The organism is Pseudomonas sp. HP_14, from assembly GCF_055283875.1.
In genome coordinates this window covers 253,750-266,304 of sequence record NZ_JBTOQI010000022.1, presented here as the reverse complement: position 1 = coordinate 266,304, position 12,555 = coordinate 253,750, and the positions used below count along the sequence as shown (strand labels likewise).

Genomic DNA, 12,555 nt, shown 5'->3' with positions numbered 1-12,555 from the left:
TTCTTCCTTGAGCTTCGCCTGAATCTAATGCATTTCCTGTGGGAGCACACGAGCAGCGCGAGGCCGCGATTGCGGCGTATCAGGCAGACCGCCATCGCGGCCTCACGCAGCTCGTGCGCTCCTGCAGGGACAGATAAATTTCCCGCCGTGCGCTTGTTGCGCATTGCCTTTATCATGCCCGTCATGATTAAAGACCCCTTCGCAAGACTCGGCCTCGACCGGGAAATCCTTACTGTCAGCCAGCTCAACGGCCGCGCCCGGGTGTTGCTGGAGGATGTGTTCAGCAATATCTGGGTCGAGGGGGAAATTTCCAATCTCTCACGCCCGGCGTCCGGTCATGTGTACTTCACGCTGAAGGACTCGGGGGCTCAGGTCCGTTGCGCACTGTTCCGGCAGAGTGCAGCGCGGGTCCGCCAGGCGCTCAAGGATGGTTTGCAGGTCAAGGTACGCGGTAAGGTTTCCCTATTTGAAGGTCGCGGCGACTACCAGTTGATCCTCGACACAGTGGAGCCCGCCGGTGACGGCGCGCTGCGTCTGGCCTTCGATGCGCTGAAAGAGAAGCTCAGCGCCGAAGGCCTATTCAGTGCCGAGCGTAAAATCGCCCTGCCCCTTCACCCGCAACGCATCGGCATTATCAGCTCGCCGACCGGCGCCGTAATCCGCGACATCATTAGCGTGTTTCGCCGCCGTGCACCTCAAGTCGAACTCACGTTGATTCCTACTGCCGTTCAGGGCCGCGAAGCCATCAGCCAAATCGTTCGCGCCCTCAAGCTGGCGGATGCGCGTGGTTTCGACGCACTGATTCTGGCCCGTGGCGGTGGTTCGCTGGAGGATCTCTGGTGCTTCAACGAAGAAGCCGTGGCCCGTGCCATTGATGGCTGCGTAACGCCAATCGTCAGCGCCGTTGGCCATGAAACCGATGTCTCGATCAGCGACTTCGTGGCCGACGTCCGCGCGCCAACGCCTTCCGCAGCGGCCGAACTGCTGGCGCCCGACTCCAGCGACCTGCATCGCCGGGTAGACAACCTGCATCGTCGACTGGTCAGCCGTATAAAAGACAAGCTGATGCGCGAGCGCCTGCGTCTGGAAGGCATTTCCCGCCGCCTGCGCCACCCCGGTGAACGTCTGCGCCAGCAAGCGCAACGTCTGGATGATCTGGACATGCGTATGCGCCGTGCATTCGAGCAGCAAACGCACAAGCGCCAGGTCAGACTTGCACACTTGGAAAGTCGCCTGGCCGCACAGCATCCGGGCCGGACGCTGGCGTTTCTGCGCCAGCGTCTGGACGTTCTGGCCGAGCGTTTGCCCAAAGCAATGCGCGATGCGCTGAAAACCCGCCGCCTGCAATTGCAGACCCAAGTACAAACCCTGCACGTGGTCAGCCCGCTGGCGACGTTGGGACGGGGCTATAGCATATTGCTCGACGAGCGCGGCCACGCAATTCGCACTGCAGCACAAACCCGAACCGGCCAGCGGCTAACCGCGCGACTTGGCGAAGGCGAACTGCAAGTGCGCGTCGAGGACAACCACCTGACGCCTGTCACCCTTTCTCTTCTGGATTGAATACTGATGCTGCGTTTTATCGCCCCGCTGCTCGCTGCTTTTCTGTGCCTGCCTGCCCACGCTGACAGTTACATCACCCGCCTGCTGAACAAGCCGGTGCCTGGGGGAGTTGCAGTGGTCGATCTGGGCAATGGCGCACAAGCGCCAAAAGCCACGTACGACGGCAAACCAGTGTTAGTGGTCAAAGAACAGGGCGTGCGCTGGCTGGCAATTATTGGCGTTCCGTTAACGGTAAAACCGGGCACTCAGCAACTGGTCACCAAAGATGCCAGCGGCAGCCGCACCCTGAACTTCGCGGTCGGTAGCAAGAAATACCCCGAACAACGTATCACCCTGAAAAACCAGAGACAGGTCAATCCAAACCCGGATGACCTTAAGCGCATTGACGGTGAGCTGGCCGAGCAGCTCAAGGCCTATCGCAGTTTCAGCCCAGGCACACCGAGCAATCTGGCGCTGGACAAACCGGTGGCAGGCCCACTCTCCAGCAAATTCGGCGTGCGCCGCTTCTTTAATGGTGAAGAGCGCAACCCGCATTCCGGTCTGGACTTCGCGGTTCCCGCGGGCACACCCATCAAAGCCCCTGCAGCCGGTAAAGTGATCCTGACCGGTAATTACTTCTTCAACGGCAATACCGTGTTTGTTGACCACGGCCAGGGGTTCATCAGCATGTTCTGCCACATGTCGAAGATCGACGTGAAGGTCGGCGATGCAGTCCCTCGTGGCGGTGTTGTCGGTCGTGTGGGTTCAACCGGTCGCGCAACGGGTCCGCACATGCACTGGAACGTCAGCCTTAATGACGCACGGGTTGATCCGGCGATATTCATCGGCGCGTTCCAGCCATAGGAATTTTCTGTAGGAGCTGCCGCAGGCTGCGAAGCGATAGAGCAGGCAAAACTGTTTCGCAGCCTTCGGTAGCTCCTGCAATCAAACAAAGCCCAGCAATAAATAGTTTACCCCCCAGAGATTCGAGCTATAAAAAACTACAAAAAACAGATTTAAGAGAACTTATCTCAATTTTTTTCAAGTGCTTGCCAACTTTCACCTCAATGAGTACGGTTGGCCTTATGAAAACCTCTCAAACCCTCATTCTGTTGCGGCAACATCGCTGTCTCAGCCTGGTCAGTGCACGACTGCCAAGCTAGATCGCTGTGCCTCACCCCGCCTCTCGCTTCACCGGTTGGCCGCCTTCTCCCGGCCCATACAAAATAAGTACCCAAAGGATTCGCTCCAATGCCAATGCTCAAAGATCCCTCGAAGAAGTACCGCGCTTTTCCGACCATCGACCTGCCTGACCGCACCTGGCCTTCAAAGACCATTACTGCGGCGCCGATCTGGTGCAGCTCGGACCTTCGTGACGGTAACCAGTCGCTGATCGAGCCAATGGATGCGGTGAAGAAGCTGCGCTTCTGGAAGACTCTGGTCGCCGTAGGCGTGAAAGAAATCGAGGCATCGTTCCCAGCGGCTTCACAGACCGACTTCGACTTCGTACGCACGCTGATCGAAGAAGGCCACATCCCGGACGACACCACTATTCAAGTGCTGACCCAGGGCCGTGAAGATCTGATTGCGCGCACCTTCGAATCCCTGCGCGGCGCCAAGAAGGCAATCGTTCACCTCTACAACGCCACCAGCCCTTCCTTCCGCCGCATCGTCTTCAATCAGGACAAGGCTGGCGTAAAAGAAATCGCGGTCAGTGCAGCCAAGCTGTTTGTGAAGTACGCCGCAGAGCAGCCTGACACCCAGTGGACGTTCGAATACTCCCCGGAAACCTTCAGCGCGACTGAGTTGGAGTTCGCCAAGGAAGTCTGCGACGCGGTCATCGAAGTCTGGAACGCCACGCCTGAGAACAAGGTCATCCTCAACCTGCCCGCCACGGTTGAAGTCGCTACCCCGAATATCTACGCCGACCAGATCGAATGGTTCTGCCGCAACATCAATCGTCGTGACAGCGTGATCATCAGCCTGCATACCCACAACGACCGTGGCACCGGTATCGCTGCCACCGAGCTGGGCCTGATGGCTGGCGCAGATCGCGTTGAAGGCTGCCTGTTCGGTAACGGCGAGCGCACCGGCAACGTGGACCTGGTGACCGTGGCACTGAACATGTACACCCAGGGCCTGGACCCGCAGCTGGACTTCTCCGACATTGATGGCGTGCGTAAAGTCGTCGAGGAATGCAACCAGATCCCGGTCCATCCCCGCGCCCCTTACGTGGGCGACCTGGTTCACACCGCGTTCTCCGGTTCGCACCAGGATGCAATCCGCAAAGGCTTCGCCCAACAGAAAGACGACGCTCTGTGGGAAGTGCCTTACCTGCCAATCGACCCGGCGGACATCGGCCGCAGCTATGAGGCTGTGATTCGTGTCAACAGCCAGTCCGGCAAAGGCGGCATCACTTATTTGCTGGAACAGGAGTACGGTATCTCGCTGCCGCGTCGCATGCAGATCGAGTTCAGCCAGGTGGTTCAGGGTGAAACCGATCGCCTCGGCCTGGAAATGAGCGCCCAGCAGATCTACGCGCTGTTCAAGCGTGAATACCTGCAGGCCAACAAACCTTACGCACTGATCAGCCATCGCCTGCAGGAAGAAAACAACACCAGCGCAGTAGATGCCGAAGTCAGCGTCAACGACGAAACCCAACGCTGGAAAGGCAAAGGCAACGGCGCACTCGAAGCGCTGGTATCAAGCCTGCCGGTTGGCGTGGAAATCATGGATTATCACGAACACGCGATCGGCGCCGGTACCACAGCCAAAGCGGCTGCCTACATCGAACTGCGAGTCAACGGTGATCGTGCGGTCCACGGTGTCGGGGTTGATGAAAACATCACCACGGCAAGCTTCAAGGCACTGTTCAGCGCGCTGAACCGCTCGCTGAGTCAGGCTGAAGCGAAAGCCGCCTGATCCGCCTGGCGCTGCACCTGTAGCGGCGCCGGACGAACAAAAAAGGCCCTGAAGTGAAAGCTTCAGGGCCTTTTTGTTTGCGCGAGAATCAGGCTGTCGTGTTTACATTGCCCTTCATCACAGTCAGCAAAGCTGCCTGCAAAGTCGCCAACTGAGCCTGGGTAGCGGAAATCTGCTGCTGGATAGACATCACCTGCTGAGCTTTTTCCTCTTCAGAACCCTTGCTGTTCTGCGCCGCAGATAGCTGCTGTTGCTGACGCAGGAGTTGCTTCTGCACGTCTTTGATCTGTTTCTGGATCCGCTCGATCTGTTCTTCAGCAGGACTCGACGGAGCAGCAGCGCCCGCTTTCGCATCGTCCCCCGTCTGATACACATTGCCACGAAGGTTCACATCAACCGAAGTCACCTCACCCGACTTGGTGTCGGACGCTTTGGAGTCTGTGCTGGTTTTGATTGCAGCCGTAAAACCGCTGGAATACATGCCAAGCGAGCTTGTATTGATGGTGGTCATGGTCAACTCCTGGATTGATACAGCGATATCGGCCGCCCGCATCAAAACTTCAACGTAACGATGAAATCTTTTGATACACGTATTTCATCGCCCGACAGCGACAACGCTTCAGGAGCGACCAAGCAGGATGAAAACCGGCGTTAATCAACACCGGTCAGCAACCATCAAGCCGTGGTGTCGATACCACCGGACGTGGTCAACTGCACCAAAGCCGCTTGCTGAGAGGCGAGCGTAGCGTTGGTGCTGGAAATCTGCGCCTGAATGGCCATGGCTTTCTGGGCTTTCTCCTCAGGAGTGCCATTGCCGTTTTGCGCAGCGGCCAGTTGCTGTGCCTGCTCTTTCAGCAGCTTTTCAGTCTGCTCGATCTGCTTTTGCAGCTTCTCGATGCTCTGCTGAGTGGCATCGGACGTCGAACTGCCTGCCGCCCCGCCTTCGGCAGATGCTCCGCCAGCGGCAACTTTGGTGCTGTTGGTGCTCGTCTCATCACTCGTCACGGTGGTGGCTTCGGAGTTTGTAGCCGTGGTCGCCGCGTCGTCTTTCTTGAGCGTGACACTGTAAGAGCTTGTATAGCTGCTGAGGGAAGAGGTGTTGATGGTGGTCATGTCGATCTCCAGATAGAAACATTTAGTCATCTCTGGTTTTTGTATCGACCTGCACCACCACCGCTGAACGGATTTAGTGTATCTCGAATGTATCGGCGTCGAGATGAGCCGGAAACTTTGTCCGGTAAGCCGCGAGATCCGCAGCGTTCAACGACACCTCAAAAACGCCGTCAGCCTCTCCGGCGTTAAACAGGCTCTCTCCCTGGAAATCCAGCACCTGACTGTCACCGGTATAAGCGAAGCCTTTGCCGTCGGTGCCTGTGCGATTGACTGCGGCGACGTAACACAGGTTTTCAATGGCCCGTGCCGGGAGCAGTCGATTCCAGTGCATGCGTCGGGCGCCCGGCCAGTTTGCGGTGTAGAGCAACAGATCGGTGTGCTGCCCGTCACGGCTCCAGACAGGGAAGCGTAAGTCGTAGCAAATCAACGGACGTATACGCCACCCCTTGAGTTCGAACTGCACTTGCCGCTCGCCAGGGCTGTAATGCTCATGCTCACCCGCCATGCGAAACAGATGGCGCTTGTCGTAATGCAGCAGCTCGCCGTCGGGACGAGCCCACAACAGCCTGTTGCGGTGACTGCCATCAGCATCCTTGACGATGACGCTACCGGTAATCACCGCGTTGAGCAGCCTGGCCTGCTCAAGCATCCATTTGGATGTGGGACCTGCTTCTGGTTCGGCGAGGGTTTCAGACGCCATGGAAAAGCCCGTGGTGAACATCTCCGGCAGGACCACCAGATCGGCGCCCTTGATGGGAGCCAGGAGCATGGCGAAGTGTTCAAGATTGGCCTTGCGGTCATGCCAGACCAGCGAAGTCTGGACCAACGCCACATTCAGGTTGGGTAGTTCACTCAGATCGCGCATAATTTTTCCGCTGCCTGACGCAACGTCTCCTCACGCTTGGCGAAGCACAGCCGGATCAACCGCTGGCCTTCAGGTGGTTTCTGGTAGAACACGGAGACAGGAATACTTGCCACGCCATGCTCACGCGTCATCCACAGCGACATCTCCACGTCGTTGAGGTCCGGTCGGATCTGCGCGTAATTCACAAGTTGAAAGTAGGTACCGCCAACACGATCAAACGTGAAGCGCGAGCCCTGTAATTGATCGCAGAAGAAATCACGTTTGGCCTGATAGAACCCAGGTAGCTCTTCGACGTGCTCAGGGTGCTCGGCCATGAAATCCGCCAGTGCCCATTGCAGCGGCGTGACGCCACAGAAACTGACGTACTGGTGAACCTTTCGCAACTCGGCGCTCAATGCTGGCGGCGCAACCACGTAACCGGTTTTCCAGCCTGTGACGTGATAGGTCTTACCGAACGAGCTGACCACAAAGGCGCGCTGGTACAACTCTTCGTGGCTCAGGATGCTGACGTGCTGAACACCATCGAATACCAGGTGCTCGTAGACCTCGTCGCTGACAAGGTAGATATCACGCTCGGCGATCAGCGCAGCCAGTTGATCCAGTTCGGCACGGCTGATCAACGCGCCACTCGGGTTATGCGGGCTGTTGAGGATGATCATCCGGGTGCGGGGGCTCAGCGCATCACGCAGTTTCTGCCAGTCGATGGAGAAGTCGTTTGCGTCCAGCTGCACATGAACACAGCGGCCGCCTGCCAACTCAACCGAGGGCTCATAGCTGTCGTAGCAAGGATCAAAAACGATCACTTCGTCACCCGGACGAATCACGGCCTGGACTGCACAGAAGATCGCCTGGGTAGCGCCCGGAGTAATAGTGATTTCAGTTTCAGCGTTGACCTGGCGGCCATAGCTGCGCGCAATCTTGGTGGCGACCTGCTGGCGAAGCGCAGGCAAACCGGTCATTGGTGCGTATTGGTTGTGCCCTTCAGCGACGTGACGGCTCAGCGCATCGCGCAGCGCCTGAGGACCATCGAAATCCGGGAAACCCTGGGACAGGTTGATCGCGCCCGTCTCGGCTGCGAGCTGAGACATGACGGTAAAAATAGTAGTGCCGACATTGGGCAACTTGCTGTCAATCATTGGGCCTGTTTCCTGCTCTACGCCCGGCTCGACGGCGGCACGGGGTCAGGCAGGATAGCCCATAGCGCGCGCATAAAAAAAGGCGCTATTAGCGCCTTTTCCTGAGAAAGCTTTTTACCCAATCCGCGGGACTGCGCAGGCTCTGTGGGAGCCGGGCTTGCCCGCGATACAAGCGACCCGGTTTGAAAGCAGACCGCATCATCGTTCTTCGCGAGCAAGCTCAGTTCCCACATAAGCCCTGCGCAGGCAACGCTATCAGCGCTTGTCTCTACGCTTCTTGTCGGCTTTCTTGTGGTGCGACATCATCCGACGCTTCTTGTTGACCTGACGGTCTGTCAGCGTGTTCTTGTTACCCTCGTAAGGGTTCTCGCCGCCTTTGAACTCGATACGGATCGGTGTACCGACCAGTTTGAGCACACGGCGGTAAGTGTTTTCCAGATAACGAACGTAGGACTTGGGTACTTTCTCGACCTGGTTACCGTGGATCACGATCAGCGGCGGGTTAGCACCACCCAGGTGAGCGTAACGAAGCTTGATGCGACGGCTACCCACCATCGGTGGCGCGTGCTCGCTGACCGCATCTTCAAGAATCTGCGTCAGGCGGCTGGTCGGCCAGCGGGTTACCGCGGACTTGAAGGAGTTCTGTACCGACTGGTACAGGTTGCCAACGCCCGTGCCGTGCAGCGCCGAGATGAAGTGGATATCGGCGAAGTCGACGAAGAACAACCGGCGTTCAAGCTCGGTCTTCACGTAATCACGTTCGCTCGGGACCATACCGTCCCATTTGTTCAGCGCAATAACCAGCGCACGACCTGCTTCAAGGGCGAAGCCCAGCAGGTTCAAGTCGTGGTCAACCACACCTTCGCGAGCGTCCATGACAAAGATCACCACGTTGGCGTCTTTGATGGCTTGCAGGGTTTTCACCACCGAGAACTTTTCAACTTCCTCGTGGATCTTGCCGCGCTTACGCACCCCGGCGGTGTCGATCAGGGTGTACTTCTCGTCGTTGCGCTCAAACGGGATGTAGATGCTGTCACGCGTCGTGCCCGGCTCGTCATAAACGATAACCCGGTCTTCACCCAGCATACGATTGACCAGCGTCGACTTGCCGACGTTAGGACGACCGATGATCGCGATCTTGATGCCATCCTTTTCACTCGGACCCGGGATGCGCTTGGCTTCCTGGCCTTCAGCAACCACCTCGGCTTCGCCTTCCTCGTCCTCTTCACCTTCATCTTTCGGGAATTGGCTGAGGGCGATTTCCAGCATCTGGCTGATGCCGCGACCGTGAGCACCGGCTACCGGAATGGCATCGCCCATACCCAATGGAGCGAACTCGGCGCGGGCCATTTCAGGGTCGATGTTGTCGACCTTGTTGGCTACCACATAAGAGCGCTTGCCACGTTTGCGCAAGTGCTCGCCGATCATCTGGTCGGCCGCAGTGAAACCGGCTTTGGCATCAACAAGGAACAGCACGACATCGGCTTCTTCGATAGCCAGCAGTGACTGCTCGGCCATCTTTTCGTCCATGCCGTGTTCGTCACCGGAAATACCGCCGGTGTCGATCAGAATGTAGGAGCGCCCTTGCCACTTGGCCTCACCGTATTGGCGATCACGGGTCAGACCGGACAGATCGCCGACGATGGCGTCGCGAGTCCTGGTCAGGCGGTTGAACAAGGTGGACTTGCCGACGTTCGGTCGACCCACCAGGGCGATTACGGGAACCATGCGGCTCTCCACTTCGTTATTTCAGAAAATACAAAAGCCGCTGCAGGGCAGCGGCCGGAGTTCGGGGCAGCACTCAGAGTGCTGCAGACCCCGCCGAAGCGGGGTCCTGATCAAGCATAGACATCCATTACTTGATCGTCAGGGCTTCCAGCTTGCCGCTGTTGCCGTAGACGTAAATCATGTCGCCAACCACCAACGGACGAGCACGCAGGCCGTCACTGTCAATGCGCTCGCGGCCCACGAAACGACCATCAACCTGGCTCAACAGGTGCAGATAGCCTTCCATGTCACCGACAGCTACATAGCTTGAAAACACTTCCGGCGAACCCAGTTGACGACGGGCCAGCGCTTCGTTACTCCACAAGGCAGAGGACGAACGCTCATCGATACCCTCGACGGTGCCGGAGGCCAGGCTGGCATAAACACTGCCAAAGCCCTGTGCTACGCCAGAGTAACTCGATGCATCGCGCTGCCAGATCACACGCCCGCTTTCCAGCTCAAGACCGGCAACCCGGCCCTGATAGGTAGCGACGTACAAAGTACCACCGGACAGCAACAGACCGCCGTCGATATCAACGACGCGATCCAGCTCCGAGCGACCCTGAGGAACAGCGACACGTTGCTCCCAGACCGGCACGCCGTTGGAGGTGTCCAGTGCAACCACTTTACCGGTCGACAGGCCAGCCACCGCCAGGCGGTTGGTCACGATCGGCGCGCCCGTACCGCGCAGGGTCAGTACTGCCGGAGTGCTTTCGTAGATCCAGCGCTGGTTACCAGTCGCTGCATCCAGGCCGACAATACGGTCATCCTGGGTCTGAACCACGACCACATCACCGTTGGTGGCAGGCGGAGCCAGCACTTCGCTGGTCACGCGAGCACGCCATTTTTCTTCACCGGTGCTGGAGTCCAGAGCGACGACTTCGCCTTTCAGGGTTCCCACCATGAGCATGCCGTAACCCACGCCAACGGCGCCGGATACACGCAACTCAAGATCTTTTTCCCAGATGACCTTACCGTTCATTCGGTCCATCGCGACAATGAAGCCTTCAACGTCGCTGGCGAAGATACGGTCGCCATCAATGGCCGGAACCAACATGTTGTAGGTTTCGCCCTGGCCCTCACCGATAGAGCGGCTCCACTGCTTCTGCAGCACGACTTCTTCTTTGAAGTCGGTCAGCTCGGCCGGTGGCAATTCCTTTTTGCTGTTGCTGCTGCAACCCGCGGCCAAAATGGCCAGAGCCAGCAATGCTGCATGTTTCCAACGGATCACGTCACGCATCCCCTTTGGCCAAGTCGTCGAGCTTCATTTGTAAGCCACCTACGGCCGCTTCTTCAGACAGCGCGGATTTGGCTTTTTGGTATGCAGCATGGGCCTCGTCGGTACGACCCAGCTGTACCAGCAGGTCGCCCTTGAGTTCTTCACGGCTGGCCAGGAATGCCTTTTCGGCATCGCCGTCGAGCAGCTTCAACGCGTCGTCAGCCTTGTTCTGTGCAGCCAATACGCGAGCCAGACGCTGGCGGGCGATTTCGCCCAACGTGTCGCTGGCAGGCTTGTCGGTGACCAGCTTCAACTCGGCCGCAGCATCATCGAGCTTGCCGTTGTCGACAGCCACCTTGGCTACGAACAGGCTGCCGTATTGAGCGTAGGCAGAACCACCAAACTCGTTTTTGAGCTTGTTGGCGATATCAGCAACACGGGCCGTATCAGCCTGGCCACTCGGCGTAAGGGCTGTTTCCAGCAACTGCTGGTAAAGCGCCGAAGCACCTTGCGATTGATTGCTTTCGTATCTGGTCCAGGCCTGCCAGCCAAGCACCACTACCAGCGCCAGCAAACCACCCGTCACCAGGGGTTTACCATTACGCTGCCACCAGTCCTTCATTGCCGCCAGTTCATCATCTTCAGTACCTGACACCCCAATACTCCTATTCGCTAAATCGGCTGTAAATCAGCTTCAACCCTGCACAACGCAGGAGGCCAGGTGCTCAGACAGAGCATCCCAGGCAATATTTTGTTGTTCACCCTGACCACGCAGGGGTTTGACGCCGATGATCTGCTGCGCCAGTTCCTCTTCCCCAAGGATCAACGCAAACAGCGCACCACTCTTGTCGGCTTTCTTGAACTGACTTTTGAAACTGCCAGCTCCCGCGTTTACCTGCAAGCGCAGGTTCGGCAGTTCATCACGCACACGCTCGGTCAGCGCAAGTGCTGCCAGCTCCGCCGCTTCGCCGAAGGCGCACAGGTACACGTCAACCTGACGGGATATCTCTTCAGGGACCTGCTCAAGTGTTTCAAGCAGCAGCACCAGACGCTCGATACCCATGGCGAAACCGACGCCACTGGTAGGCTTGCCGCCCATCTGCTCGACCAGTCCGTCATAACGGCCGCCCGCGCATACAGTGCCTTGGGCTCCCAGTTGATCGGTTACCCACTCGAAAACGGTTTTGCTGTAGTAATCGAGACCACGAACCAGCTTCGGATTGATCACATACGGAATACCCGCAGCATCCAGACGCGCCTTGAGGCCTTCGAAGTGGGTGCGAGACTCGTCGTCCAGGTAATCCGCCAGTTTCGGCGCATCGACCAGCAGGGCCTGGGTTTCAGGGTTCTTGGTGTCGAGTACGCGCAAAGGGTTGGTTTTCAGGCGGCGCTGGCTGTCTTCATCCAGTTCACTGAGGCGTGCTGACAGGAACTCGACCAGCGCATCGCGGTAACGCGCTCGCGCCTCGCTGGTGCCCAGGCTGTTGAGTTCGAGCTTGACTGCGTTGCGGATACCCAACAGGCCCCATAGACGCCAGGTCAGGACGATCAGCTCTGCGTCGATGTCCGGACCATCAAGGTTGAACACTTCGACACCGATCTGGTGAAACTGACGATAACGGCCTTTCTGTGGACGCTCGTGGCGGAACATCGGACCGATGTACCACAGTTTCTGTACCTGACCGCCACCGGTGATACCGTGTTCAAGCACCGCACGCACGCAGGCTGCCGTGCCTTCCGGGCGCAGTGTCAGAGAGTCACCGTTGCGATCGGCGAAGGTGTACATCTCTTTTTCGACGATATCGGTTACTTCACCGATGGAGCGCTTGAACAGGTCGGTGAATTCCACGATAGGCATGCGAATCTGTCGGTAACCGTAGTTATCCAGCAGACGCGAGACCGTGCCTTCGAAATGACGCCACAGCGGGGTCTGATCGGGCAGGATATCGTTCATGCCACGAATGGCTTGCAGAGACTTACTCACAAAAAAT

Annotated in this window: 11 protein-coding genes; 3 read left to right on the top strand and 8 right to left on the bottom strand. The window is 57.9% G+C overall.

Features of this window, described 5'->3' with window-relative positions; all coding sequences use genetic code 11:
- Positions 1–183 precede the first annotated feature (183 nt).
- From xseA to leuA, 3 genes are all read left to right on the top strand, one after another.
- Entirely contained in the window at positions 184–1,563 is a 1,380-nt protein-coding gene (xseA, locus tag ACYASS_RS15940; protein WP_463586902.1) for an exodeoxyribonuclease VII large subunit, read from the top strand.
- Between the two features lie 6 nt (positions 1,564–1,569).
- Positions 1,570–2,406, top strand: a complete 837-nt coding sequence (locus ACYASS_RS15935; protein ID WP_463586826.1) for a peptidoglycan DD-metalloendopeptidase family protein — start codon at positions 1,570–1,572, stop codon at positions 2,404–2,406.
- 387 nt (positions 2,407–2,793) lie between these two features.
- Positions 2,794–4,464 (top strand): 2-isopropylmalate synthase, encoded by a 1,671-nt coding sequence (gene leuA / locus ACYASS_RS15930; protein ID WP_463586825.1) that lies wholly within the window; start codon positions 2,794–2,796, stop codon positions 4,462–4,464.
- A gap of 88 nt (positions 4,465–4,552) precedes the next feature.
- Here the strand turns inward: leuA and ACYASS_RS15925 are convergent, their stop codons facing one another.
- The 8 genes from ACYASS_RS15925 to hisS form a co-directional block, all read right to left on the bottom strand.
- On the bottom strand, positions 4,553–4,975 hold the full coding sequence (locus ACYASS_RS15925; protein ID WP_243246109.1) for a FlxA-like family protein: 423 nt from the start codon (positions 4,973–4,975) through the stop codon (positions 4,553–4,555).
- Between the two features lie 164 nt (positions 4,976–5,139).
- Complete coding sequence (locus tag ACYASS_RS15920) at positions 5,140–5,577, bottom strand: hypothetical protein (RefSeq protein WP_463586824.1); 438 nt, start codon at positions 5,575–5,577, stop codon at positions 5,140–5,142.
- 73 nt (positions 5,578–5,650) lie between these two features.
- On the bottom strand, positions 5,651–6,442 hold the full coding sequence (locus tag ACYASS_RS15915) for an amidohydrolase (RefSeq protein ID WP_463586823.1): 792 nt from the start codon (positions 6,440–6,442) through the stop codon (positions 5,651–5,653).
- Positions 6,430–7,578 carry a pyridoxal phosphate-dependent aminotransferase gene (locus ACYASS_RS15910; protein WP_243246111.1) on the bottom strand — a complete coding sequence of 383 codons (1,149 nt, stop codon included), beginning with the start codon at positions 7,576–7,578 and terminating at the stop codon, positions 6,430–6,432. Before ACYASS_RS15910 ends, ACYASS_RS15915 begins: the two co-directional genes overlap by 13 nt.
- 255 nt (positions 7,579–7,833) lie before the next feature.
- Complete coding sequence (der, locus tag ACYASS_RS15905; RefSeq protein WP_027902635.1) at positions 7,834–9,306, bottom strand: ribosome biogenesis GTPase Der; 1,473 nt, start codon at positions 9,304–9,306, stop codon at positions 7,834–7,836.
- A gap of 127 nt (positions 9,307–9,433) precedes the next feature.
- On the bottom strand, positions 9,434–10,585 hold the full coding sequence (bamB, locus tag ACYASS_RS15900) for an outer membrane protein assembly factor BamB (protein WP_243246112.1): 1,152 nt from the start codon (positions 10,583–10,585) through the stop codon (positions 9,434–9,436).
- Positions 10,578–11,219: a YfgM family protein gene (locus ACYASS_RS15895; RefSeq protein WP_243246113.1), complete on the bottom strand. Its 642-nt coding sequence runs from the start codon at positions 11,217–11,219 to the stop codon at positions 10,578–10,580. Before ACYASS_RS15895 ends, bamB begins: the two co-directional genes overlap by 8 nt.
- Positions 11,220–11,258: 39 nt before the next feature.
- A complete protein-coding gene (hisS, locus tag ACYASS_RS15890; RefSeq protein ID WP_463586822.1) occupies positions 11,259–12,548 on the bottom strand; it encodes a histidine--tRNA ligase in 1,290 nt (429 codons plus the stop codon).
- Positions 12,549–12,555 lie beyond the last annotated feature (7 nt).

What these genes read in the sequence shown, in the direction of transcription:
- xseA (WP_463586902.1), top strand. Translation starts at nt 184, where the DNA reads ATGATTAAAGACCCCTTCGCAAGACTCGGCCTCGACCGGGAAATCCTT.
- ACYASS_RS15935 (WP_463586826.1), top strand. Translation starts at nt 1,570, where the DNA reads ATGCTGCGTTTTATCGCCCCGCTGCTCGCTGCTTTTCTGTGCCTGCCT.
- leuA (WP_463586825.1), top strand. Translation starts at nt 2,794, where the DNA reads ATGCCAATGCTCAAAGATCCCTCGAAGAAGTACCGCGCTTTTCCGACC.
- ACYASS_RS15925 (WP_243246109.1), bottom strand. Translation starts at nt 4,975, where the DNA reads ATGACCACCATCAATACAAGCTCGCTTGGCATGTATTCCAGCGGTTTT.
- ACYASS_RS15920 (WP_463586824.1), bottom strand. Translation starts at nt 5,577, where the DNA reads ATGACCACCATCAACACCTCTTCCCTCAGCAGCTATACAAGCTCTTAC.
- ACYASS_RS15915 (WP_463586823.1), bottom strand. Translation starts at nt 6,442, where the DNA reads ATGCGCGATCTGAGTGAACTACCCAACCTGAATGTGGCGTTGGTCCAG.
- ACYASS_RS15910 (WP_243246111.1), bottom strand. Translation starts at nt 7,578, where the DNA reads ATGATTGACAGCAAGTTGCCCAATGTCGGCACTACTATTTTTACCGTC.
- der (WP_027902635.1), bottom strand. Translation starts at nt 9,306, where the DNA reads ATGGTTCCCGTAATCGCCCTGGTGGGTCGACCGAACGTCGGCAAGTCC.
- bamB (WP_243246112.1), bottom strand. Translation starts at nt 10,585, where the DNA reads ATGCGTGACGTGATCCGTTGGAAACATGCAGCATTGCTGGCTCTGGCC.